General features: G+C 35.4%; 19 protein-coding genes. 7 read left to right on the top strand and 12 right to left on the bottom strand.

The window, feature by feature from the left end; translation table 11 throughout:
- Window positions 1-3: 3 nt before the first annotated feature.
- From dnaN to GYM75_RS01350, 5 genes are all read right to left on the bottom strand, one after another.
- Window positions 4-1,107, bottom strand: coding sequence for a DNA polymerase III subunit beta (gene dnaN, locus GYM75_RS01330; protein ID WP_220216398.1), 1,104 nt, complete (start codon window positions 1,105-1,107; stop codon window positions 4-6).
- Between the two features lie 16 nt (window positions 1,108-1,123).
- Window positions 1,124-2,482: a chromosomal replication initiator protein DnaA gene (dnaA, locus tag GYM75_RS01335; protein WP_220216399.1), complete on the bottom strand. Its 1,359-nt coding sequence runs from the start codon at window positions 2,480-2,482 to the stop codon at window positions 1,124-1,126.
- 167 nt (window positions 2,483-2,649) lie between these two features.
- The gene (gene ompA, locus GYM75_RS01340; RefSeq protein ID WP_220216400.1) at window positions 2,650-3,753 is read right to left on the bottom strand and encodes a porin OmpA; all 1,104 of its coding nucleotides are present in this window, start codon (window positions 3,751-3,753) and stop codon (window positions 2,650-2,652) included.
- 191 nt (window positions 3,754-3,944) lie between these two features.
- A complete protein-coding gene (locus tag GYM75_RS01345) occupies window positions 3,945-4,853 on the bottom strand; it encodes a recombination-associated protein RdgC (RefSeq protein WP_220216401.1) in 909 nt (302 codons plus the stop codon).
- 112 nt (window positions 4,854-4,965) lie between these two features.
- A complete protein-coding gene (locus GYM75_RS01350) occupies window positions 4,966-5,715 on the bottom strand; it encodes a MipA/OmpV family protein (protein ID WP_220216402.1) in 750 nt (249 codons plus the stop codon).
- 170 nt (window positions 5,716-5,885) lie between these two features.
- Between GYM75_RS01350 and GYM75_RS01355 the strand changes: the two genes are divergently transcribed.
- The 3 genes from GYM75_RS01355 to GYM75_RS01365 are packed head-to-tail and all read left to right on the top strand — an operon-like array spanning window position 5,886 to window position 9,288.
- A complete protein-coding gene (locus GYM75_RS01355) occupies window positions 5,886-7,295 on the top strand; it encodes an aspartate aminotransferase family protein (protein WP_143425959.1) in 1,410 nt (469 codons plus the stop codon).
- A gap of 47 nt (window positions 7,296-7,342) precedes the next feature.
- Window positions 7,343-8,419 (top strand): GNAT family N-acetyltransferase, encoded by a 1,077-nt coding sequence (locus GYM75_RS01360; RefSeq protein WP_220216403.1) that lies wholly within the window; start codon window positions 7,343-7,345, stop codon window positions 8,417-8,419.
- Entirely contained in the window at window positions 8,416-9,288 is an 873-nt protein-coding gene (locus GYM75_RS01365; RefSeq protein ID WP_220216404.1) for an arginase family protein, read from the top strand. The genes GYM75_RS01360 and GYM75_RS01365 overlap by 4 nt, the downstream gene beginning before the upstream one ends.
- Before the next feature lie 60 nt (window positions 9,289-9,348).
- Here the strand turns inward: GYM75_RS01365 and GYM75_RS01370 are convergent, their stop codons facing one another.
- From GYM75_RS01370 to GYM75_RS01385, 4 genes are read right to left on the bottom strand one after another with little or no spacing between them, the layout of a single operon-like run.
- Window positions 9,349-9,747 carry a multidrug efflux SMR transporter gene (locus tag GYM75_RS01370; RefSeq protein WP_065558651.1) on the bottom strand — a complete coding sequence of 133 codons (399 nt, stop codon included), beginning with the start codon at window positions 9,745-9,747 and terminating at the stop codon, window positions 9,349-9,351.
- A gap of 1 nt (window position 9,748) precedes the next feature.
- A complete protein-coding gene (locus GYM75_RS01375; protein ID WP_065558652.1) occupies window positions 9,749-10,105 on the bottom strand; it encodes an EamA family transporter in 357 nt (118 codons plus the stop codon).
- On the bottom strand, window positions 10,105-10,938 hold the full coding sequence (locus GYM75_RS01380) for a carboxylesterase (RefSeq protein WP_220216405.1): 834 nt from the start codon (window positions 10,936-10,938) through the stop codon (window positions 10,105-10,107). Before GYM75_RS01380 ends, GYM75_RS01375 begins: the two co-directional genes overlap by 1 nt.
- Before the next feature lie 12 nt (window positions 10,939-10,950).
- The gene (locus GYM75_RS01385; protein ID WP_220216406.1) at window positions 10,951-11,679 is read right to left on the bottom strand and encodes an MtnX-like HAD-IB family phosphatase; all 729 of its coding nucleotides are present in this window, start codon (window positions 11,677-11,679) and stop codon (window positions 10,951-10,953) included.
- Window positions 11,680-11,838: 159 nt separating this feature from the next.
- Here GYM75_RS01385 and GYM75_RS01390 point away from each other — a divergent pair, with 159 nt between their 5' ends.
- The 3 genes from GYM75_RS01390 (at window position 11,839) to glnS (ending at window position 15,752) form a co-directional block, all read left to right on the top strand.
- Window positions 11,839-12,567, top strand: coding sequence for a winged helix-turn-helix domain-containing protein (locus GYM75_RS01390; RefSeq protein ID WP_065558654.1), 729 nt, complete (start codon window positions 11,839-11,841; stop codon window positions 12,565-12,567).
- The gene (locus GYM75_RS01395; RefSeq protein ID WP_220216407.1) at window positions 12,564-13,907 is read left to right on the top strand and encodes an ATP-binding protein; all 1,344 of its coding nucleotides are present in this window, start codon (window positions 12,564-12,566) and stop codon (window positions 13,905-13,907) included. Before GYM75_RS01390 ends, GYM75_RS01395 begins: the two co-directional genes overlap by 4 nt.
- 168 nt (window positions 13,908-14,075) lie before the next feature.
- Window positions 14,076-15,752: a glutamine--tRNA ligase gene (gene glnS / locus GYM75_RS01400; protein ID WP_220216408.1), complete on the top strand. Its 1,677-nt coding sequence runs from the start codon at window positions 14,076-14,078 to the stop codon at window positions 15,750-15,752.
- Between the two features lie 49 nt (window positions 15,753-15,801).
- Here the strand turns inward: glnS and GYM75_RS01405 are convergent, their stop codons facing one another.
- Together GYM75_RS01405 and GYM75_RS01410 are read right to left on the bottom strand one after the other, a co-directional pair.
- Entirely contained in the window at window positions 15,802-16,320 is a 519-nt protein-coding gene (locus GYM75_RS01405) for an endonuclease V (RefSeq protein ID WP_220216409.1), read from the bottom strand.
- Window positions 16,321-16,558: 238 nt separating this feature from the next.
- Window positions 16,559-18,886, bottom strand: a complete 2,328-nt coding sequence (locus tag GYM75_RS01410) for a DUF2339 domain-containing protein (protein ID WP_220216410.1) — start codon at window positions 18,884-18,886, stop codon at window positions 16,559-16,561.
- A 605-nt stretch (window positions 18,887-19,491) separates the two neighbouring features.
- On the opposite strand from GYM75_RS01410, the gene purL reads away from it, so the two are divergent.
- The gene (gene purL / locus GYM75_RS01415) at window positions 19,492-23,394 is read left to right on the top strand and encodes a phosphoribosylformylglycinamidine synthase (protein WP_220216411.1); all 3,903 of its coding nucleotides are present in this window, start codon (window positions 19,492-19,494) and stop codon (window positions 23,392-23,394) included.
- 51 nt (window positions 23,395-23,445) lie between these two features.
- Here the strand turns inward: purL and GYM75_RS01420 are convergent, their stop codons facing one another.
- Window positions 23,446-24,531, bottom strand: coding sequence for a 3-deoxy-7-phosphoheptulonate synthase (locus GYM75_RS01420; RefSeq protein WP_220216412.1), 1,086 nt, complete (start codon window positions 24,529-24,531; stop codon window positions 23,446-23,448).
- Window positions 24,532-24,871: the final 340 nt, after the last annotated feature.

Consider the following 24,871-nt stretch of genomic DNA (forward strand, 5'->3'; position numbering starts at 1 on the left):
TGATTATAAGCGCATTGGCATCACAACATAAATGGCTGACTGATCATTAATGTCTTCAATTTGTACACTTGATGTGGCATCAGTTAAAAGTAGTTGTACGCTATCGCACTTCAACGTATTTAATATATCTAATAAATAGGTCACATTAAAGCCAATTTCAAGTTCTGCTGAAGAATATTTTACATCAACCACTTCTTCTGCTTCTTCTTGTTCTGGGTTATTTGCTGTAATTTTTAATTGGTTATTGTGAACATGAAGCCGGATACCGCGAAATTTTTCATTGGATAAAATGGCGACACGTGATAACGAATTTCTAAACTCTTCGCACGAAACTTCTAATGGTTTATCAGGATTACGTGGTAATACTCGTTTGTAATCTGGGAATCTGCCGTCAATCAGTTTAGAGGTGAAGGTAAAATCGCCAAGATTAACTCGTAAGTTATTATTACCAATTTGGATATTGATAATGTCGTCATTATCACTCACCAATTTTGCCAGTTCAATAACGCCTTTTCTTGGTAAAATCACAGAACAGGAAGTTGCAATATTTTGACCAATAGGTTGCGAACAAAGAGCAAGTCGATGTCCATCGGTTGCAACAGATTTTAAAAGTCCATCTTCGATTTCGAATAACATACCATTAAGGTAGTATCTTACATCTTGGTTAGCCATCGAAAACTGGACGGCATCAATAAGACGTTTGATTGTTTTTTGTGGTACAGAAAGTTCGACATCGCTTTGCCAATTTTCTAAGTTAGGAAAATCACTGGCAGGTAGTGTTGATAAGGAAAATTTACTTCGACCAGATTGAATCATCAATCGATTATCATCAACAGTTATCGAAATCTGAGCACTATTAGGTAAATTTCGACAAATATCAAGAAACTTTCGGGCAGGTACTGTGGTTGCACCCGATTCATTTGCTTCCGTTAGCGGGATATGAGCAATCATCTCTATTTCAAGGTCGGTGCCAGTCATGGATAATGTATTATCACTTACTTGTAATAACAAATTACCTAAAATCGGTAGCGTTGGGCGACTACTTAAAGGTGCACTAACAAGTTGCAATGGTTTAATTAGTTTTTCTCGATCAATAATAAATTTCATAATGTTGATTCTTTTATTAAGTTGATAATGTTCGAATTAAATTGGAATAATCCTCTTTAATATCATTGCTTTCTTCTTTTAATTCGGCGATCTTTCTGCATGCATGCAATACGGTCGTATGATCTCTTCCACCAAAGCCATCACCAATTTCGGGAAGGCTTTTATTTGTTAATTCTTTTGCTAATGCCATAGCGACTTGCCGTGGTCTTGCAACAGAACGGGAGCGACGTTTGGAAAGTAGATCCGATACTTTAATTTTATAATACTCTGCAACCGTTTTTTGGATATTATCAATAGTAATTAATTTTTCTTGTAAGGCAAGCAAATCTTTTAGCGCATCTTTGACAAAATCAATGGTGATTGCTTTACCTGTGAAATTTGCATTGGCAATTACCCGATTTAATGCGCCTTCTAGTTCTCGCACATTAGAACGTAATCGTTTAGCAATAAAAAAAGCGACCTCTTCAGGTAATTTTATATTATTTTCTTCGGCTTTTTTCATCAAAATTGCGACTCGTGTTTCAAGTTCTGGTGGTTCAATCGCAATCGTTAAGCCCCAGCCAAAACGTGATTTTAAGCGATCTTCAACGCCATCAATTTCTTTTGGATAGCGGTCTGAAGTTAAAATAATTTGTTGGTTACCTTCTAATAATGAATTAAAGGTATGAAAGAATTCTTCTTGTGAACGCTCTTTATTGGCAAAGAATTGGATATCATCGATAAGTAATGCATCAACAGAACGATAGTAAATTTTGAACTCTTCTATCGCATTATTTTGCAGTGCCTTTACCATATCTTGAACAAATCGTTCAGAATGCATGTAGACCACTTTGGCGTCACTTTTGACTTCCATAATTTGATTGCCAACAGCATGTAATAAATGGGTCTTACCTAAACCCGTTGAGCCATATAAAAATAGTGGGTTATAAGCCTTTCCAGGATTTTGAGCAACTTGCTTGGCAGCAGCAACGGCGAGTTGGTTAGATTTACCTTCAACAAAACTATTGAAAGTATGTTTATGGTTAATTCCCGAGTGATAGGTATGATTATTATTACTTTCTTTGGTTGTTTTCCATGCTGGCATTACATTTGTTTTAGGTTGATTACTCTTAGCTTTTTTTTCCATTGACAATGTTGACCCCACTTCAAGGTATAGCTTTAGGGAATCATCATTAAACAGGGTATTGAGTAACTGAGATATAGTGCTGAGGTATTTATTTTTAACCCAATCTAATACAAATCTGTTTGGCGCATAAATATAGAGTTTATTATCAACCAGTTCCGCTTGCAACGGACGAATCCATAAGTTGAATTCCGTTGTAGGAAGTTCTTCTTGTAATTGAGAAAGACATTCTTGCCAAATAGCGGTAGGCACAAGTAACTCCTTTAACTTTTATTACTAACAGCGAGTCAATAATTATAATCTTTTTTGTGGATAATTTGTAGATCAAGGTTAATATATAATTTATTTACTAACAAGTTAATGTAGACAAAAAAACCCGGTCATGCCGGGTTTTTTTATTACTACACAAAACGATTAAATTAGTGTGTAGTATCTCTCGTTACTTGAACTTCTTGAAGGTTACGAGCTTTAACTTCGATTTGTACACGACGATCCGGCGCTAAACATGCTTTTAAGTCAGCACCACGTCTACTGTTACATTCACTGCCAGTAACTGGTTGAGATTTACCTACACCACGTGCGCTGATGATATCAGACGGAACACCTTTAGAAACTAAGTATCTCATTACAGAATGAGCACGTTGTTCTGAAAGTTTTTGGTTATAGTTTTCTGAACCGATACGGTCAGTATGACCGATTACTACGATTGCAGTTTGTGTTGGGCTAAGTTTAACTAGATCTTGTAGTAATCTGTCTAACTCTTGACGACCTTTTTCTTTTAAGTCAGCTTTTGCGTAAGCAAATAATACGTCAGCGTTTAAATCGTAAACTCTTTCTTGAGTTTTGATTTCAACTGGTGCTGGTACAGCTGGAGAACCTAAACGATAAGTGATACCTAAAGTTAACAAACCAGCATCTGGAGATGCATTAGTTTTAGTATGAATGTGGTTAACATATTGGTATTCTAAACGAGTAGATAAATCGTCCGCAAAACGGTAATCAAGACCTAGAGCGTAAACTGGTGAAAGATCGGTTTTTGTGCCGCCTTTACCGACAATCTCTTTAGCTTTTCCACCATTTTTCCATTTAGCGATAGTAACCATACCACCTGCACGAGCATAGACATCTAAGTCATCGGTGATAAATGATAATGGATAGCTTAATTTACCAGTTAAAGAAACACCTTGTGCAGAAACTTTGCTGTGACCTTCGTCATAAGTTTTACCAGCAGTGTTGCTAGATCTTTTATATTTAGCTGAACCTAACCAGTCATAACCTAACTCAAAAGCTAAATAAGGGTTTGCTTGGAAACCTAAGAAAGCACCACCACCGACGTTGCTTCTATCAGTAGTGCTAATGCCGAAATCTTCGCTAATACGTACTTTTTTGGCATCTAATTTATACATCTCAGTCCAACCCACTCTACCACCAATGTAGAAAGAGTTGTCTTCATATCCTGCATTTGCTGCTGTAGCTGTTAAGCTTGCTACTGCGATTGCTAAAGCTAATGTTGTTTTTTTCATTTTATTGCCTCAACTTGAATGTTGTTATAGACGTTGTTTACATTCCTTTTATTCAAATTTTACTTTGAGTAAAGGATTGATTACTTATTGTTTTTAATTATGGTACACATAACTTATTGTCGATTATAGCACATATTATATGCAAAGCTATAAATAATGACACTTTATGTAAAAAAAATTTACACAATATTTTAAGCTATTTTCTTAAGGACTGTGTAAAAATCATTGATAGTTGTTGATAATAAGTTAGCCATAATAATAAAATCGGCTTCCAATCGTTTATCAAATTCATCAGAACCAATATCTTCGTTTTCGTCCAAGATAGTTGAATCAAATTTTATTCGTTTAAGTGTTAAGTCACTATTTACAATAAAATTTACTCCACGTTCATCGATAATTTTAATTTTTGTTATCCATTTGCCTGAATCAAAATGTATTAGCATTTCATCGCTGGTGATATCTTGGTTTTTGCAGCTAATAATCCCGTTTCCTTCAAGTGGATCTTTTAATTCGGCTTGATCACCTAATATAAAAGGTGCGAAGTTAAGTTTTTCTTTAACCCAGGTTGTCATGATTTGCTCAAGCGGTTTTTCAATGGATAGTGGCGTTAATGCAAGAGCTCCCATTTCTTTACGTAAGATAGCTAAAATATCTTCTGCTTGTTTAAAGCTACTAGTATCAATAATGATACGTTTATTGACAGTATCTATCCATAACCAAAAATGATTGTATTTACTAAAAGCTCTGGGCATAAGATCAATCATGACCTCGTCTTTTAATGTCGCCTTTTCATTTTTAGTCAACCTTCTGCTTAAGGCTTGTTCCTGTTTGTCAATTTTTTCTAACAAAGCTTGTTTAATAACAGGGGACGGTAATATTTTTGTTTCTTTTTTTAAACGTAATAAAAAATGCCCTTGCATATCAATGATAAAATCGTTTTGATTATTGTCATTATAGGGTGATACCCAACCCATTTTTATGGTATCTAAATTACCGCAAGGCGTAAAAGGGATTGATTTAATCGCTTTTTCAATTGTATCTTTATTAAGTAAGGTGTCATTATTAAGTTGATAAATAATGGCATTTTTGAACCAAAGCATATATTAGATTTCCTGAATTACTTTATGATATTTAAACGTAATAGGTTTTTATTACATACAAACTATCAAAAAAGTTATTATATTGAGTAGATATAAATTATGTTAATTCTCATTAAAATTTATATGAAACACCCATATAAATTGAGGTTATTGTACTATTACTAACCATTGTGCTATCAGCTGCATCACCTGTTAATTTATCAATGTGAACTCCACCAAATGTAGCAATATGATCGGTAAATGCATATTGTGCACCTATTTCTAAATATGGAGTAAATGAATCATCAGCATTGAAATATCTTAATCCAGAGCGAGAAGATTCTTTATGTGAGATACCATAATAGTAATCGTTATGTTTATTGTTAGCCCAATTAATACCAATAGTTGGAACAATAATTAAATTACCCTGCACAATAGGTAAACTGTAATCAGCGTTCACTAATAAACTATTACTTTCATTTAGCACATCTGTACCAATACTACTCGAAAAACTTCCCCAATTAGTATCAATAGAGTATTCAATTTCAGCTAATAATGTTGAATGACGGCTATCGAGTCGTTTTAATTGGTGATTATTTGAGTCGTGTGGTTTAAATTCGTTAGATAGGTAACGAGCACCAATAGACAAACTTTGATTATCATGGTTATACGCATAAAAACCTGCCGATAAATCATCGATAAAAAATGAACCATTATCAAAATCAATATGAGGTATTGGGTAATAATTAGCGCTATAACTTTTATAAGGAGAGTTTGACCAACCAGCTCCGATACCCAGTGACGTAGGATCAGATAAGGCACTATTGCTATATCCTAAAGCAGAAATTATAAGTATCGAAATTAAACCATACATCTTTTTCATTTCTTGATGTCCATTTAGTAATTATGTCATCAGTTGACTAAATATTATTATTTCATTAAACAGAGCTATTGTCACACAATCTATACATTAATTGTACATTGTAACAAACAATTTTCTAGAATAATAATGCCATATTTTATCGTGTTTGAATATGGATTAGTGAGATAATTATGAGTAAACCAACTTTAGAAATGATTAATAGTCGTCCTGACGATGCAACATTATTAGCTGATGAAGCTAAATATTGCTCATTTGGTGATACTGTTCATTATGTTGAACCACCGAAGATTTTTGATGGTTGCGAAGGTAGCTACATGTATGATAAAGAAGGTAAAGCTTTCCTTGATTTACAAATGTGGTATTCAGCATGTAATTTTGGCTATGCCAATGAGCGATTAAACAACGTACTCAAAAAGCAAATTGATACTTTACCACAATGTGCTAGCCAATATTTGCATCCAACCAAAATTGAATTAGCTAAAACCATTGCACAAGGTATGGAACAGCGTTTTGGTTACCAAGGACGAGTTCATTTTAACGTTGGTGGATCACAATGTATTGAAGATTCTTTAAAAGTAGTACGTAATGCTACTGGTGGTAAGTCATTAATGTTTGCGTTCCAAGGTGGTTATCATGGTCGTACACTTGGCGCATCTTCAATTACTTCTAGTTATCGTTATCGTCGTCGTTATGGTCATTTCGGTGATCGTGCTATGTTTGTTCCTTTTCCATATCCGTTCCGTCGTCCAAAAGGCATGACCGCAGAGGAGTATGGTGAACACTTAGTTGCTGAGTTTGCACGTCTATTTGAAACTGAATACCACGGTGTATGGGATCCAAAAGTAGGACAAGCAGAATATGCTGCATTTTATGCAGAACCATTACAAGCAACGGGTGGTTATATTGTTCCACCTCGTAACTACTTTAAAGGTTTGAAAAAAGTATTAGATCAATATGGAATTTTATTGGTTGTTGATGAAATCCAAATGGGCTTTTATCGTACTGGTAAACTTTGGTCAATTGAGCATTTTGATGTTAAACCTGATGTGGTTGTTTTTGCCAAAGCGTTAACCAATGGTCTTAATCCACTAGGTGGTTTATGGGCACGTGAAGAGTTGATTAATCCTGAGGTGTTCCCTGTCGGCTCAACGCATTCAACGTTTGCTTCTAATCCATTAGGTACAGCAGTTGGTCTTGAAGTGTTAAAAATGACGTCAGAAACTGATTACGAAACCATGGTTATGGAAAGCGGTGCTTACTTCCTTGAAGGTTTAAAAACACTTGAGAAGAAACATAAAGAGATTGGTGAAGTTGATGGTTTAGGTCTTGCGCTTCGTGCCGAAATCTGTACCGAAGATGGTTTTACCGCTAACAAAGCGTTAGTAGATAAAATGGTGGATATCGGTATGTCAGGTGATCTTGATTGGAAAGGTAATAAAATGGGCTTGGTGCTTGATATCGGTGGTTATTATAAAAACGTGATCACTTTTGCTCCATCGCTACATATTACTCGTCAAGAGATTGATCAAGGTATCGAACTACTTGATCAGTTAATTACCCGAGCGAAAAAAGAACTTTAATTGTTAATTTCTAACCTTCCCGTCAACTCATGTTGGCGGGACTGCACATGATAGCCAATCGTTTAAATATATTTATGAAATACATCAATCAGCTAGAACCAAATGAATTAGTCGACAATTTTTTGACTTATCCACCGCAAGATTTTATGGCGTGGCTGAGTGAAAATGGTGTGCCTGCTTTTGCTGCAAAGTTTGATTTATTAACTACTGCTGATGATGATTTTAAGCATAAGATCCAAAAACTCCCTTTTTTTAAAAAATGGCGACATTGGTTACAGCCGAAAACTTGTTTTATAGGAACAACCGTTTCTGAATATGCTCTATTGACCGATCAGGTAGAAGCAGAACAGTTAGCGGATAACATTAAAACCGCATATACAAAAAAGTATCCTTTTGTTATTGTCAAAGATTTGCCTTTATCCTCGCCTTTACTTAGCGAACAAGACAATCATTATTCGAACCAGCTTATTTCGGCATTAAAAACAAGAGGATTTATTGAAGTTGAAGGACAAGCATTAGCTTGGTTACCGATTGATTTTAGTGATTTAAATGATGTGTTTTCACGATTTTCGTCCAGCCGTCGTAAGAATTTTAGACGTAAATTAAAAGCTCGCGAAAAATTAGAGATTAAGGTTTTGCATAGTGGTGATGAGTGCTTTTTTGATGATGAGGTGTTAGATCATTATTACCAACTTTACCTCAATGTGTATCAACAGAGTGAGGTTCATTTTGATTTACTGACCAAACCGTTTTTTATTCAATTGCTGCAAAGTAAATCTATCCAAGCACGCATTTTTACCTATTATCACGATAATGAACTAATTGGCTACAATATCTGCTTTGTCGTAAATAATATGTTGGTCGATAAATATATTGGCTTGGTTTATCCTCAAGCTCGTGACTTTAATCTTTATTTTGTTAGTTGGTTTTTCAATCTGGAGTATGCCATTGAGCAAGGATTTAGTCACTATATTGCGGGTTGGACAGATCCTGAGGTTAAACGATCGTTAGGTGCGCAATTTACTTTAACCAAACATTTGGTTTACATCCGTAACCCATTATTAAGATTTATTTTAAGCAAATTGATTGGTCATTTTGAAAGTGACAAGGAGAAAGTAGCATGACATATCCTATTATACTCAATTTCGATCAGAGTGTAGGCGAGATTAATAATGCTAAAATAATTGATGTAACTCAGTGGCAAGATACGATTCGCTTTGGTTGCTCTGAAAAAAAATTCTGCCAATTTAAAGCTGAATTACAGCAATCCTTACCTGAACATTTTGGTACAGTCTTTATGGGAAGTGGTGATTATCACCATATTTCATTGCTGCTTATTGAACGGTTGGCTAAACACTATTCCGCCGATAATCCAATCCAAGTAATTGTGTTTGATAATCATCCTGATAATATGCGCTATTTATTTGGTATTCATTGTGGTTCATGGGTTAGCTATGTGGCAAGTTTACCTTTTGTCAGTCATGTTCATGTGTTAGGTATCACATCTCATGATATTGGACTTTCCCATTTTTGGGAAAATAGATGGAAACCCCTTTTTCAGAAAAAACTGACGTATTGGAGTTTGGATGTCAATGTATCGTGGGCAAAAAAAATAGGTTTGGGGCAAGCTTTTCGCCATTTTTCTACGCCAGATGATCTGATTGCTAGTTTCTTATCCGAACAATACCATAGCGCCGAACCTGTGTATTTATCGATAGATAAAGATGTATTAAGTGAAAAGGTCATTCACACTAATTGGGATCAAGGTCAATTACAAACTTATCATCTGCTTGATACCATTACTTCGTTAAAGCAACGTATTGTGGCAAGTGATATCACTGGTGAATTGTCAATATGGCAACCCTCTAATTGGTTCAAACGGTTGCTGAGTTCATTAGATAAACAACCCACTATTGAGGCAGATAACTTACACAATTGGCAACAAGCACAACATCAGCTTAATTTAACATTATTAAAAGCTTTATCAGTATAATGACAAGGTTAGAAGCTGTAGCTGATTATTTAAGAAATCAACTACAGTTTGAATTAACTTTTATTGATGATTATCAGCGTTTTGCTTAGCCAATTGGCTTTCCGCTAAAGCTAAAAACAAGATACCTGATACAATAAGAATGGTGCCAATTAACTTATATAATGTAATTGGTTCATGAAACAGCCATATCGAAGCTATCATGACCGTGACAACTTCAAAGTGAGAGGCAGCAAAAGCTGGCCCAACAGGGGCTTTTTTTAATAAAGTCATCCAAGTAAAAAAAGTTAAAATATAACCAGCGATAGAGATGTATATCCATGGATTAGTAAATACCCTGACTAACCAATCAACACTCATTGCTAGTGGTTCGGCATGGATGGCAGTTAATTTAAAGCTACATTGTGCAATAGTATCGAAAAAAAGTAATACCGTAAAACCGATTAAATAGAATCTAGCCATATTAAGACATCCCTACAAAGATTACGCCAGCAGTAATGAGTAACATACCAATGAGTCGGTAAACAGTTAATAGTTCTTTGAAAAGCACTCGACCAACTAACATAATGGTGATGATATTAAATGATGCCAGCAACACTCCTTGAGAAAGCGGAACCAATGTTAAAAATGCTAACCATAATAAAAATTCTGCAACGTAAGAAATTATACCAATCCAGATCCAATGATTTTTAGCCAAATCAACCCAGTAATACCAGCCATCTCGATTATTAGGGGCGGTTGCTGCGTATTTAAAAGCAACTTGCCCTAATGTATCAAAACAGATATTACTAACCCAAAGTATAATCACTAATAGCGACATTATGAATTGGTTCCTTCTGCTATTTCATTGAAGAATGATGCGCACTCTTTAATGACTTCACGACGTTGGCTATCAATTGTAATTAAATGATAACTATCATTAAGTACCACTAATTTTTTTGATCCTGAAACGTGTTTCTCAACTAATTTAGCGTTGGTTTCAATATCAGCTATGTCATCATGACCGGAATGCATAATCAAACACGGTGAAGTCACTTTAGGTAGTGCTTGGCGAACGTTTTTAGCTAACAATTGCATTTCGGCCAGTGCAGGAAAAGGATTTCCAGCAAGTCCGGCAGATGCCGCATCACCACTCAGCATACTTTCCGATACAACGGCTCGGATCCGCTCATCTTTAAGCCCATATGGTGGCTTTTCGATGAAAGAAACCTTTTGGAAAAGCCCCAGTTTTTTCAAATACACCAGCAAGAAAAAGAATTTTTTAGCCCAAAATGGCATGCTCCAACCATCATAATAAAAAGTAGGCGCTAAAACACCCACACCTTTAATTTGCTCTGGTCTATCTGATGCTAGTTTAAGCGCAAGGAGTGCGCCCATGGATAAACCGGCAACAAAAACATTATCAACATGTTTTGCTAAAAAATCAGCACCATCTTTTACACTTTGATACCAATCTTGCCAAGTGGTTTTACAAAGATCCTCTTCAGTACCACAGTGTCCCGCTAATTGTATAGCATACACGGTAAATCCGGCTTTATGTAAACCATTAGCTAAAATACGCATTTCGTTGGGTGTACCTGTTAAGCCATGTATCAAAAGTACACCATTTTTGTTACCCGGTAAAAAATAAGATAAATCTTCAATTGTACTCATTATTATTCCTAATTATTTTACCATCATGACAGGGATAAGAGCATCTTGAGTCTTTTTCAGTGCTGTCGTGACATCGGCAAAACTTTGAATAGCACAGTGTTCAATCTTGTTGGTTTCACAATATTGAATCAATTTGTCTTTTGCAAATACAAAATCCACATTATGAGATACACAATAATCGGATGTGCCATCACCTACATACAGTATTTGTGGAAAGAATTGTTGTTTTTTAACATGATTACATTTGCAATTTCCACTTTGTTTAATACAGTTTTTATTCGCATAAGGAAATTCAAGACGCCAACTACGTCCATTATCATGCATTAATTTATTGGCATATATCGGGATATGTGTTATACCGTGTCGTTTTAAAACAAATTGAATTGCGTAATCTAACCCATCACTCACAATATGAACTGGGATATTATTCTGTTCAGTATAATCAATGAATGATTTAAACGTTGAATCAATTTCGATTTGTGATAAAACGTGATTGAGTTCATCTAAACTGGCATCCATTAAGGCAATTTGTTTACTCATGCACTCTTGGGAGCCAATTTTACCGTTAACCCATAACTCTTCAAGCTCATCACAACCATCTTGACCAAAATGACTCAGCAATGTATCTGTCACATCTTTGACACTTATGGTGCCATCGAAGTCACACAAAACAATAGGAGTTTGATGTTGCGTATAAGATGGTGTATATAGATGACTAGTAATTGATGAAAAAGTATTCATATTTGAAATAAAAATAGTCTATTTATATATATTGGCGCAAATTTTCTCACAGAGTCGCTTTGAACATTGTAGGCTCTTTGTATATATTTTGTAACGAAGTTAAAATTGTCTGTATAATAAGGATTCTTTTAGCACAATTTACGGTAATGAGAACCTAAGATGAGTGAACGTATTTTAATCATTGAAGATGATCAAAGGTTAGCTAATTTAATAAAAGTTTATCTGGTTCGCCAGGGATATCTTGTTGATTGGCATAATAGTGGTGAAGGTGCAGAAGAAAAAATTCAAGAAATAAATCCCGATTTGGTTATTTTAGATGTGATGCTTCCCGAAAAATCTGGTTTTGATATCTGTCGAGATATACGGACATGGTTTACAAACTATATTCTTATCATGACGGCGAGTGAAGATAATATTGACGAAATTGTCGGTTTGGAATTGGGAGCAGATGACTATCTGGCAAAACCAGTCGAGCCAAGGTTATTATTGGCACGCATTCGAGCTTTATTAAGACGAAAGCAAATTGAATCCGATAAAGAAGTAAATAAAGATCCCGTCACGGCAACGAATAATAAAACGTTGATTTTTGATAATCTGATTATCGATGATGAAAATCGAAAAGTATTACTCGAAGGTCAAGAAATCGATCTCACCACAGCAGAGTTCGATCTACTTTGGTTGTTGGCAAATAATGCAGGTAAAATTTTATCTCGTGATGATATTTTTTCTCAAGTTCGTGGTATAGATTTTGATGGAACGGATCGTTCTATCGATGCTCGTATTTCTCGATTACGACGCAAGTTACTTGATGATCCTGATAACCCTTCCCGTATTAAAACGGTTCGAGGGAAAGGTTATCTATTTATGAGAGAAGGGGATAATCATTGAGACAATTATTAGCAAAACCGCTGTTTTTTAATCGTCGGATTATTTTTTATCTGGTTATCTTACTTTCACTACAATGTATTATTGCCTATGGTGCATTACTCGTTTTTGATTCTTTGCCTTCTTCATTAACGGATATTCCTGATGACCACATTGTCTTTCGTGAATCACAACGAGGTACGGTTAATCTGATTCGAATGCAAATTAATGAGAATAAAGATCGTCCTCTGCAAGAAGTGGTTGATGAACTGCAACCCTATTTTGGGTATCCGATTGAAGTTTTACCGAGTCATACTTCGTTACCCCATTCCATCAATAAAGAGTTAGCAGAACTTGGATTTGCCTATGATGGTGACAAAGAAGTGGTCTATATTGATTTAAAAGAGGGGCATCTTCTTCAGTTAGGCCCTATTATGATGCGGGATATTCTAGAATCAAACACGATGTCGTTAAGTGTTTTTCTCGTTATTTGGGCGCTTTTTAGTGCAATTGTCTTTTTTATTTTAATCTATTTTGCGTTTAGTGCTGTTTGGAAGGATTTGGTTAGCATTAGACAGACAGCCGAACAGCTTGGTCAAGGAAACCTTAAAGCGCGCACTGAAAATGTTAAAGGCTGGTTATTTAAACCGTTAGCAAATGTGTTAAATAATATGGGAACACACATTGAGCATTTAGTTAGCACTAATCAAACCATTTCGCATGCAATGGCGCATGAACTTCGTACGCCACTGGCTCGTATGCGATTTGAGCTCAGTATGCTTGAAGAATGTGATGATGTACAAGAAAAGTTATTGCTGCAAAAAGGAATGAGCGATGATATTAATGAACTTGAAACACTCATTAATGCAAGTTTAAGTTACTTTAAAATGCAGCAAAGTAATATTGAGTTAAATTTAACGTCGGTATCACTCAAGCAGTGGGCGGAAAAAGTTTGTCAATCACTCGAATTATTCAAACCTAAAGGATTTGAATTAGTTTGTCACAGTCAAGACGTAAAAGCGCTTATTGATACTAATCTGGTTGAAACCATTGTTAAGAATTTATTACTTAATGCATTTAAATATGCAACGCATAAAGCGGTTTTAAATATTACAAAACAAAACAATCGAGTTATTATAGAGATTGATGACGATGGTCCCGGTATCCCGTTTGATGCACGTGAAAAAATTTTTATGCCCTTTGCAAGGCTTGATACCAGTCGAACTCGTTCAACAGGTGGATATGGTCTTGGATTAGCTTATGTCAAATTAATGGCAGAGTTTCATAATGGGAAAGCATTTGTTGTCACTAGCCCTTTAGGCGGTGCAAGATTTGTCGTTTCAATAAAGTCTGGTGAAGAATAATTTTATTGGGAATTCGTTTTTAGAAAACAGAAAAGCATATCAATTCAAATCATGCTGTTTTTTCATTTCAGAAAAACAAAAAATTTGTTATATTCTCAAGTCAAATGAGATAAGTAACCAAACTAATAGTTAAAATTTTGTATTAGTTAACAACAATCAGAGGTTTTTATGAGCGGTTCACTACCGACCGAGACAGAGACACGTCCAACTAACTTTATACGTCAAATTATCGATGCTGATCTTGCAGCAGGAAAATATAAAACGACGCATACACGTTTTCCTCCAGAACCAAATGGTTATTTGCATATTGGTCATGCCAAATCAATTTGCTTAAATTTTGGGATTGCTCAGGATTATCAAGGTAAATGTAATTTACGTTTTGATGATACTAATCCTGTTAAAGAAGATGTCGAATATGTTGAATCGATAAAAGAAGATGTTCGTTGGTTAGGGTTTGAGTGGGATGGTGAAATTTGTTACTCATCTGATTATTTTGACCGATTATATGAATATGCGATTGAGTTAATCAATAAAGGATTAGCCTATGTTGATGAGCTTTCGCCTGATGAAATTCGTGAATATCGTGGCACGTTGAAAGAACCGGGTAAAAATAGTCCTTATCGTGATCGTAGCATTGATGAAAATTTAGCATTATTTATTCAAATGAAAGAAGGTAAATTTGCTGAAGGTAAAGCATGTTTAAGAGCAAAAATTGATATGGCTTCACCTTTCATTGTTATGCGTGACCCGGTGTTATATCGTATTAAATTTGCAGAACATCACCAAACAGGCAATAAATGGTGTATTTATCCAATGTACGATTTTACCCACTGTATATCTGATGCGATTGAAAATATTACTCACTCACTCTGTACGCTTGAATTTCAAGACAATCGTCGTTTATATGACTGGGTATTAGATAACATAACGATTGAAGCTCGCCCACATCAATATGAGTTTTCTCGATTAAATTTAGAGTATGCTATTACCTCTAAACGGAAATTAAATTTACTCGTATCAGAAAAAATTGTTGATGGTTGGAATGATCCTCGTATGCCAACTATTTCGGGTCTCCGTCGTCGAGGTTATACGCCTGCTTCAATTCGAGAGTTTTGCCGTCGAATTGGTGTGACGAAACAAGAAAACACGGTAGAGATGAGTACGCTTGAATTTTGTATCCGTGAAGATCTTAACGAAAACGCGCCGCGAGCGATGGCTGTTCTTGATCCTGTTAAAGTGGTAATTGAAAACTATTCTGAAACAATTGATGAAGTTCTCAACGTGCCTAATCACCCAAATCGTCCTGAACTTGGTCATCGTGAAGTGCCATTCACTCGTGAGCTCTATATCGATCGTGCTGATTTTAGAGAAGAAGCTAACAAAAATTACAAACGCTTAGTATTGGGTAAAGAAGTACGCTTACGAAATGCTTATGTCATTCGTGCTGATCGGGTTGAAAAGGATTCACAAGGCAATATTCAAACGATTTATTGTAGTTATGACCCTGCCACTTTAAATAAAAATCCGGAAGATGGACGTAAAATTAAAGGCGTTATTCATTGGGTTTCAGCCAAATTTGCTAAACCAGCAGAAATTCGTCTTTATGATCGTTTATTTAATACCCCTAATCCTGGGGCAGCAGACGATTTTTTATCAACCATTAACCCAAGCTCTTTAATCGTTAAACAGGGTTTTGTTGAGCCAAGTTTACAAAATGCTGAAGTTGGACATGCTTATCAATTTGAACGTGAAGGATACTTCTGTTTAGATAGTAAATATGCAACCGATGACAATTTAGTATTCAACCGAACGGTTGGGTTAAGAGATAGTTGGAACGAAGCTTAAATTAACCAGATTTGCCGACATCATGTCGGCAAATCACTTTTTAAATGGACTACTCCCCAGTTTTGAATAATTTTGTTTGTTGATCTAAATAACTGAGGATATCTGGCATTCGGTATTTACCTGCCATTGATTGTATATTTTTAGCAGCACTCGTTAGCGTTACCCCAACTGAGGTTACATAAAGCGGATGTTTACTATGACCTCGGACAACTTCCATTAAATATTCACTATTTCCAGCAAAAGGTTTTTTAGCCACGCCGATAATAGGTACTTTTTTATTTAAAGCATTATATAAATGCCCACCCAAACCTATTTTACCCTCATTTAAATGCACATAACCATCAATGACAATTGTTGAAATTTTATTAAGATCAACTTTATTGAGCAGGGATAAAATGCAAGGTAATTCACGTTGATAAAATTGACCGGATTGATAAGGTGCAACATTATCTTGATAGTCAGTGATTATATTTTGAATGTCAGATTTTGAATCGCACCAATGATTAAATAATGCCCCCACTGTTTTTGCTCGAGTATCGATATAATAAACATCAATTGCAAGTATCATATTAAATTCCGTTTCGATAAAACTTATTGATCATTAAATCAATATACTGAGATTAATTTAGTAAAACAAGTCAGTATTTTTAATAATTGGAGTGATTAATTTGATTAAATTTTGTTTTTTTAACATTATAAATAACTTAATTTTTATACTTCATTTTATATTCATAATGAGAAATAGCCAAAAAAAATAATAATCTAACATATAGGGTTAGTTAACCCTATGTTAAATATATAATTTACTATTTATTAGCCTCATTATTCTTAACCTTTATTTTTGGCGGTAATGGTGCTAAATAACCGATGATTAGCATCAGTATTGCTATAGCAATAAATGCAAATGCTTTCAATAATCCCTCAAGTTCAACGCTATCAATCAAAATTAACTTGATTACGACAATAGTTTGGAGTGTTACTCCTGTAAACCATGTAATACGTTGTTGATAACGATGACCAATAGTGACTAAGACAACGGCAACAAGCGTCCATAAAAGTGAAATTGTTGCTTGAATGATTTTGGAATTCCATAATTGATAAAACGACCAAGGTATATCAATCCATTGACTTAAGCATCTCAAAATCATACTGTTAGTCCATAAACAAGCCATGACAATTAATAGTATGGTAGCAAAATTAGGCAATTTTTGTTTAATGTTAGACAGACTAATTTTCTGATCATCAAATTGTATGAAATAAGCGCTGAATTTTATCCAAATTCGAATCATGAGTAAGGCAAAAATTGCACTCAATTCAAGCGGATTGAATATTGGTATATAAGGCCAATTGATTATTTGACCACTATAAAAGATAAATGTGAATAATTTCACAAATAAAGAAATTATGATAGGGGCTAAACCTATTAACCAATAAGTTTTACTAATCGCAAAATGAGTTAATAATCTTTTTTTAACAAGAAGATAAAATAATAATACAATACCGCTATCCAGGAAGAATAATGTACCGTATTCAATAGTCTCTAAGCCTAGTGGTAATAAACTTAAACAATTCTTAATTTCAAAGAATAACCAATCTAAAGTCATCAAAAACAAACTAATATGCAGGATTAAATAAAAATAATTTTTAGCCTTAATTAATCTGTCTTTGATGATATACAAATAAAAATAGCAACTCAAAAAGGCGACTGCCCAAACCATGTTCCAGTTAGTCGTCAATAAATTCTTATTAAACAAGAACGCTTCATTGATTAATCGTAAAAATAACATGATCGGCCAGAGCAATAAAACAGCAAATTTGAGCATAGTCCATTTTAGTTTTTGACCGATGTAATACCAGACCCATGTAGCAATTAGGAAAGCTAAGAGTAAAATTGGTAGTTTATGTGTTATTTGGTCAATTCTTATAATACTATATAGAATCCAGATTACCCAAGCGTGGCTAGCCAATACAAAAAAAACGATTTTGAAAATGTTACCCAAATTATTTTGATTACAGTAATAGTGCCAAATAAGAGCATTAATTAGTAAAATCAGGCTAATCAATCCTAAAAAGAGTATATTTTCTGTGACGGTAAAGACTAAATTAGGCAAATTATTACAGAAGTATAGCAAACTAAATGCATTAATGAATGCCCCTAGCATGGCAAATTTGAACTGTCTGTTATTGAGCATTACCCAACTTAATGCAGTGCCTTCAAAAAACCAAATTAATACTGTCCATTCAAGATTAAACCAAAGAGCAATCGCTAATGTAATAAAAGAGAGTCCTATTGCAATACCAAACAATGAACTTGTTCTTGATGTAAATCGATTATAATGTAACGTGATAAAAAATATTGTTAAATAAAATATTCCAAATCCTAACGAAGAAAATGTCGGTCCAAGCGACCATTGTCGCGTAATAGCATATTGCAACATAAAGGCAGTTATAGGGGTGCCAAAAAATAAAATAATATCAATAATATGTGGATGATTTTTTTTATTAGTTTTATGACCAGCTAATGAGGTAGCTAAAATGCCATAGATTATCATGTTAACGATGATAAAAAACTGGCATTCAGTATAAAACTCGGGACGAAAATTAATTATTCCCCATAATGAGGTAATTACAAAAGTAAATACAAATCCTATTAAGTTAAGTATTCGCCATGATTGCCAAATACTAATTACTAAAATTGCACTCGAAATGATGGAATAATAACTGAATAATGTAATGTGATTATCTGAATTTGTTGATAACAATATCGGGGCTAGATAGCCACCAATACTGGCAATAATTGCCAAACTCATTGCGCGTTGTAAAACAGCGAATAAAACGCTCACTGAACAGAGGGTGATTAATAAAATAATAGCAACTAAGAATGGAATAAGTGCATAAAGTCTACAGGCTGCAAATATAGTTAAATATAAAATACCTACAGAACCGCCTTGTAATATTAGGGCATATATCCGTTTTTTTGTGCGTAAATACCAACCAAACACAAATAATACTAAACCTAAGATCAGTGCACCAACGATACGAACATTAGGTAAGATTAATTGATTTTCAATACTATACTTAAATAAATATGAAAGACCAAAAAATAGGATAATAATGCCAACTTTAGCTATCAAATTGCCTTGAAAAAGCCAGGTAAAAAACGAATTGAAAACACTGGGGTTTTTGCCTTGTTTGGTTGATTGATTTCTTGATTGTGAGCTTTCCCATTGTTGATGTTGTGATGTTTGGATTGACGTTACAGGTTGAATATTCGTTAGTTGTAGTTGCGAATCATTGGGGTTTTCTGATTGCTCAACATATTCAGATTTTTTTTCAGCGATTTTTACATCCTGTTCAATAGTGGCTTTGAGGTTGGAATGAACAAGATCAGATTCTACCGACTTAGTATTGTTTTCTGTTAATTCATAACGTTGAATTTTTTTTTTAGCTCATTAATTTGAGATTGTAAATTGTCTAAGGTTGAATTTAAACACGAACTGATTATTATCACTATTGAGATCAGTACAATGAAAATCAATAGTATTGTAAATGTGCTTATCATATTTCTTATATTTCAGAGATATTATTTTATTAGTTACGGTATATTATATGTAATCGATAACAAATAACAAGGTGAATTACAACACAATAAATGTTTTAAAGATAGCCACATTGTTTACTTTCTTTTATACTATTACTCTATTTTTTACCTATTTTGGGCTTAAAAAGAGTAATTAGCATGAAAATTTTAGCTGGTTCTTCTGCTGTATCTGCATTTCGTATTCATAAACTTCTCTCCGCTTGTTCTGAACAATCTATCCCTATTATGAGTGTTGAAGCACAATATTTGCATTTTATTGATTTGAAAGGTGAATTATCTTCTGCTCAGCAGCTAACACTCGAGAAATTATTACAATACGGCCCTAAATCGGCTCAAATCACTGTTTCGAACAAATCAAACAAAACGCTTTTTTTAGTTATACCAAGAATAGGGACAATTTCACCATGGTCATCAAAAGCCACCGATATAGCGCATAATTGTGGTTTACGACAAATTCAACGCATTGAGCGTGGCATTGCTTATTATATTCAAACGAGTTCACCGTTGACTGATATACAAAAAAACGATTTTTTGGCATTCATTCATGATCGAATGATGGAAACAGTTTTGACTTGTCTGGAACAAGCAGAACAGTTATTCAAAGTCGATCAACCTGTTCCTGTGACTACTATTGATTTGTTAGGTCAGGGGCGTAAGGCATTAGAAGCGGCAAATATTAAATTAGGCTTAGCGTTAGCATCAGATGAGATGGATTATTTAGTTGAAAACTTCCAAAAACTCAATCGTAATCCAACGGATGTCGAGCTTTATATGTTTGCCCAAGCAAATTCAGAACATTGTCGACACAAAATTTTTAATGCCGATTGGGTTATAGATGGTGAAAAACAGCCTAAATCGCTGTTTAAAATGATTAAAAATACTTATGAAAAGACACCCGATTATGTTTCTTCTGCATATAAAGATAATGCGGCGGTAATGGATGGCTCTCAAGTTGGACGTTTTTTTGCTGATAGTAGTAATCAAACCTACAGTTATCATCAGGAATATGCCGATATTTTGATGAAGGTTGAAACACATAATCATCCCACAGCAATATCACCTTGGCCAGGCGCAGCAACGGGTAGTGGGGGGGAAATTCGTGATGAAGGCGCAACCGGACGAGGCGCAAAACCGAAAGCGGGTTTAGTCGGATTTTCGGTTTCCAATTTGCGTATCCCCCATTTTGAGCAACCGTGGGAACACGATTTTGGTAAACCTGACCGAATTGTCAGTGCGTTAGATATTATGCTCGATGGCCCATTAGGTGGTGCTGCATTTAATAATGAATTTGGTCGCCCTGCGCTATTGGGGTATTTTCGTACCTATGAAGAATACGTTAATAGCCACAATGGTTATGAGCTTCGTGGTTATCATAAACCAATAATGCTTGCTGGAGGCATGGGCAATATTCGTCGAGAACATATTCAAAAAGGTGAGTTTCCTGCTGGTTCTAAGTTAATTGTGTTAGGTGGGCCGGCAATGAATATTGGTTTAGGAGGAGGTGCGGCATCATCAATGACATCGGGACAATCTGATGCTGATTTAGATTTTGCGTCAGTGCAGCGTGATAATCCCGAAATGGAACGTCGTTGTCAGGAAGTCATCGATCGGTGTTGGCAACTTGGCAAAAATAATCCTATTTTATTTATTCACGATGTAGGGGCTGGTGGTCTCTCAAATGCAATGCCAGAGCTGGTCAGTGATGGTGGCTGTGGTGGTCAATTTGAATTACGGAAAATTTTAAGTGATGAACCTGGAATGTCACCGCTAGAGATTTGGTGTAATGAATCACAAGAACGTTATGTTCTCGCCATTCACCCAGATAGTCTTGATGTATTTGATGAACTTTGTCAACGTGAACGCGCACCGTATGCGGTAATTGGTGAAGCTACGTTTAATAAAACGGTGACACTACATGATGAGTATTTTAATAATAATCCGATCGATTTACCTTTAGATGTTTTATTGGGTAAAACACCTAAAATGTTAAGAGAAGTCAAAACACAACAAGCACATGGCGATAATTTTTCAACGGCTGATATCAATTTATATGATGCGGTTAAACGGGTTTTACATTTACCGACCGTTGCTGAAAAAACGTTTTTAATTACTATTGGTGATCGCACTGTTACCGGTATGGTTGCACGAGACCAAATGATTGGGCCATGGCAAGTACCGGTCGCTGATTGTGCTGTGACAACGGCGAGTTTAGATAGTTATTATGGTGAAGCCATGTCAATGGGGGAACGGGCACCGGTTGCTTTACTTAACTTTGCTGCCTCGGCAAGACTTGCCGTGGGTGAAGCAATTACCAATATAGCGGCAACCAACATTGGCGATATCAAGCGAATTAAGCTTTCAGCTAACTGGATGGCTGCAGCGGGCCACCCAGGTGAAGATGCTGGACTTTATCATGCCGTAAAAGCGATAGGTGAAGAATTATGCCCAATATTAGGGTTGGCCATTCCAGTTGGTAAAGACTCCATGTCGATGAAAACCACATGGCAACAAAATGGTGAACAACAATCGGTAACCTCACCATTATCGTTAGTCATTTCGGCTTTTGCTCGTGTTGAAGATGTCCGTAAAACAGTGACTCCCCAATTACGGGTTGATGTTGATAATACCTTATTACTTATTGATCTTTCCAAAGGTCATCAAGCACTGGGTGCGACAGCATTGGCACAGGTTTATCGTCACTTAGGACAAAAAACAGCTGATGTACATGATGCTAAAGAGCTTTTAGCTTTTTATCAGGCTATCCAAACGCTTATCAATCAAGATGCGTTACTTGCTTACCATGATCGCTCAGATGGCGGATTAATTATCACATTAGCTGAAATGGCTTTTGCCGGTCATTGTGGGATTGATGTTGATATTGCAGCATTAGGTCACGATATGATTGCCACCCTGTTTAATGAAGAACTGGGTGCTGTCATTCAGGTGGCAAACGAGCATCTGGAAAGTGTCATGGCATGTTTTAATCAATATGGATTGTCACATACCGTTCATGTGCTTGGTGAAGCAAAGACGGGGCAACAATTTATTATTCGCAACAACTCAGCTGTAGTCTACAGTGAATCACGTACCACGTTACGGACATGGTGGGCTGAAACCACCTGGCAAATGCAACGTCTACGTGATAATCCACAATGTGCAGATCAAGAACATCAAGCGAAACAAAACGAAAGTGATCCTGGTTTAAATGTAAAACTTACCTTTGATCCTCAGAATGATATTGCTGCTCCTTATATAGTTAAAGGCGTTAAACCAAAAGTCGCCATTTTACGTGAACAGGGTGTTAATTCCCATGTTGAGATGGCTGCTGCATTTGACAGAGCGGGGTTTGATGCCATTGATGTACATATGACGGATTTATTAAAAGGTCGTGTATCATTGAGTCAATTTAGTACATTGGTTGCTTGTGGTGGCTTCTCTTATGGTGATGTTTTAGGTGCAGGTGAAGGTTGGGCGAAATCAATATTGTTTAACGAAAAAGTTCGACAAGAGTTTGAAACATTCTTTCAACGTGATAACACTTTATCATTAGGCGTCTGTAATGGTTGTCAAATGATGTCAAATTTGAAGGATTTGATTCCTGGTGCAGAATTATGGCCTCGTTTTGTTCGTAATGTATCGGAACGTTTTGAAGCTCGCTTTAGCTTGGTACAAATTCAACAAAGCCCTTCTTTACTATTAAGTGATATGGCAGGTTCGCATATGCCAATCGCAGTTTCACATGGTGAAGGACAAGTCGAAACGCGTGATCAAGCGCATCTAAATGCGTTAGAAGCATCAGGTTTAATTGCTGTTCGTTATATCGATCATTTTGGACAAGTGACCGAGCAATATCCAGCTAATCCTAACGGTTCACCAAATGGAATAACTGCTGTCACATCACAAGATGGTCGAGCAACGATTATGATGCCGCACCCTGAACGAGTGTTTCGAACGGTAACAAATTCATGGCATCCCGAAAATTGGGGAGAAGATAGTCCTTGGATGTGTATTTTCCGTAATGCACGTAAGCAACTAGGCTAAAAAAATCGCCGGCAAATTGTCGGCGATAGCATTTTATCTAAACTAACATATTTATGATTGTAGTGACTGTTTTTGTCGATTAAGTAATGGTTTTCCTAAAAGAGTATTCATTTTTCGTAACAGCTGATCGGTTGTTTCCCAATTAATACAGGCATCCGTCACCGATACACCATATTTAAAGTTTTCTTTCGGTTGTTCGGAAGATTGATTGCCTTCGTTTAAATTACTTTCAATCATCACGCCAATAATAGCATTATTACCTTGTTCAATTTGGTCAATGATTGAGTTAGCAACAATGGGTTGATTTCGATAATCTTTATTAGAATTAGCATGGCTGCAATCAATCATAAGATTAGGTAGTAAGCCTGCTTTTTGCATTTGGATCTCACAAAGTGCAACATTTTCAGCATCAAAATTAGGTGCTTTACCACCTCGTAAAATGACATGTCCATTTGGATTGCCCAGTGTTTGAAGTACGGTAACTTGTCCTTGCTGATTAATTCCGACAAAACGGTGTGCCATTGAAGCGGATTTCATCGCATTTATAGCGACATCTAAGCTACCATCAGTCCCATTTTTAAAACCAACAGGCATTGAAAGACCCGATGCCATTTCACGATGAGTTTGTGATTCTGTTGTTCTTGCCCCAATTGCAGCCCAACTAATTAAATCACCAATATATTGCGGTGTGTTGGGATCGAGTGCTTCAGTCGCGATTGGTAACCCAATTTTGACGATATCAAGCAATAATTTACGTGCTTTTTTTAGACCAAATTCAATATCAAACGAACTATCCATATGCGGATCATTGATCATACCTTTCCAACCAACAGTGGTTCTTGGTTTTTCAAAATAGACACGCATGACAATAAATAGATTGTCTTTAACTTCGTCAGCTAGTTTTTTTAACTTATGTGCATATTCAATGGCAGCATCAGTATCATGAATAGAGCAAGGGCCGCATACAATTAATAAGCGGTGATCTCGACGTTCTAAAATATCAACTATGGTTTGACGTGATGATGCAATTTGCGTTTCTAATTCATGTGATAAAGGGTAAAGCGCTTTTATTTCTTCAGGGGTAATTAACATGTGCTCATCTCGAATTCGGACATTATTGAGTGTATCTTTTAACATTTTGCATTCCTTATGAGAGTCATTTAAATATTTTATATGTAAAATATTTATTACATAAACGGACAATATGTAAACACAAAAATACAACGTAGTAAACTAAATTTTTTAAATCTTAAATAATAAAGATTGTTTTATTTATTGTATCTATAAATTATGTGTTTTTTATAGATTACAATGAATAGATCGACAATGTTATCTCAACTGTAATAAATGTTTTACAATTTATATTGATTAATTGATATGGGTATAATTGCACACGCTTTAAAACCTGTTGTTAATGGTTTGAATACTTGCAAGAGGAGAGTGATATTCCCTTAATATTAATAAATTTTAAGGAGGA

The organism is Gilliamella sp. ESL0441 (assembly GCF_019469185.1).
GTDB lineage: Bacteria > Pseudomonadota > Gammaproteobacteria > Enterobacterales > Orbaceae > Gilliamella.

Excerpts from the sequence above, each read along its gene's own strand:
- GYM75_RS01385 (WP_220216406.1), bottom strand. The coding sequence starts at position 11,679 with ATGAATACTTTTTCATCAATTACTAGTCATCTATATACACCATCTTAT.
- purL (WP_220216411.1), top strand. The coding sequence starts at position 19,492 with ATGAAAATTTTAGCTGGTTCTTCTGCTGTATCTGCATTTCGTATTCAT.
- GYM75_RS01345 (WP_220216401.1), bottom strand. The coding sequence starts at position 4,853 with ATGCTTTGGTTCAAAAATGCCATTATTTATCAACTTAATAATGACACC.
- GYM75_RS01390 (WP_065558654.1), top strand. The coding sequence starts at position 11,839 with ATGAGTGAACGTATTTTAATCATTGAAGATGATCAAAGGTTAGCTAAT.
- GYM75_RS01355 (WP_143425959.1), top strand. The coding sequence starts at position 5,886 with ATGAGTAAACCAACTTTAGAAATGATTAATAGTCGTCCTGACGATGCA.
- GYM75_RS01370 (WP_065558651.1), bottom strand. The coding sequence starts at position 9,747 with ATGGCTAGATTCTATTTAATCGGTTTTACGGTATTACTTTTTTTCGAT.
- dnaN (WP_220216398.1), bottom strand. The coding sequence starts at position 1,107 with ATGAAATTTATTATTGATCGAGAAAAACTAATTAAACCATTGCAACTT.
- ompA (WP_220216400.1), bottom strand. The coding sequence starts at position 3,753 with ATGAAAAAAACAACATTAGCTTTAGCAATCGCAGTAGCAAGCTTAACA.
- GYM75_RS01365 (WP_220216404.1), top strand. The coding sequence starts at position 8,416 with ATGACATATCCTATTATACTCAATTTCGATCAGAGTGTAGGCGAGATT.
- glnS (WP_220216408.1), top strand. The coding sequence starts at position 14,076 with ATGAGCGGTTCACTACCGACCGAGACAGAGACACGTCCAACTAACTTT.
- GYM75_RS01405 (WP_220216409.1), bottom strand. The coding sequence starts at position 16,320 with ATGATACTTGCAATTGATGTTTATTATATCGATACTCGAGCAAAAACA.
- GYM75_RS01420 (WP_220216412.1), bottom strand. The coding sequence starts at position 24,531 with ATGTTAAAAGATACACTCAATAATGTCCGAATTCGAGATGAGCACATG.
- GYM75_RS01375 (WP_065558652.1), bottom strand. The coding sequence starts at position 10,105 with ATGTCGCTATTAGTGATTATACTTTGGGTTAGTAATATCTGTTTTGAT.
- GYM75_RS01360 (WP_220216403.1), top strand. The coding sequence starts at position 7,343 with ATGATAGCCAATCGTTTAAATATATTTATGAAATACATCAATCAGCTA.
- GYM75_RS01350 (WP_220216402.1), bottom strand. The coding sequence starts at position 5,715 with ATGAAAAAGATGTATGGTTTAATTTCGATACTTATAATTTCTGCTTTA.
- GYM75_RS01380 (WP_220216405.1), bottom strand. The coding sequence starts at position 10,938 with ATGAGTACAATTGAAGATTTATCTTATTTTTTACCGGGTAACAAAAAT.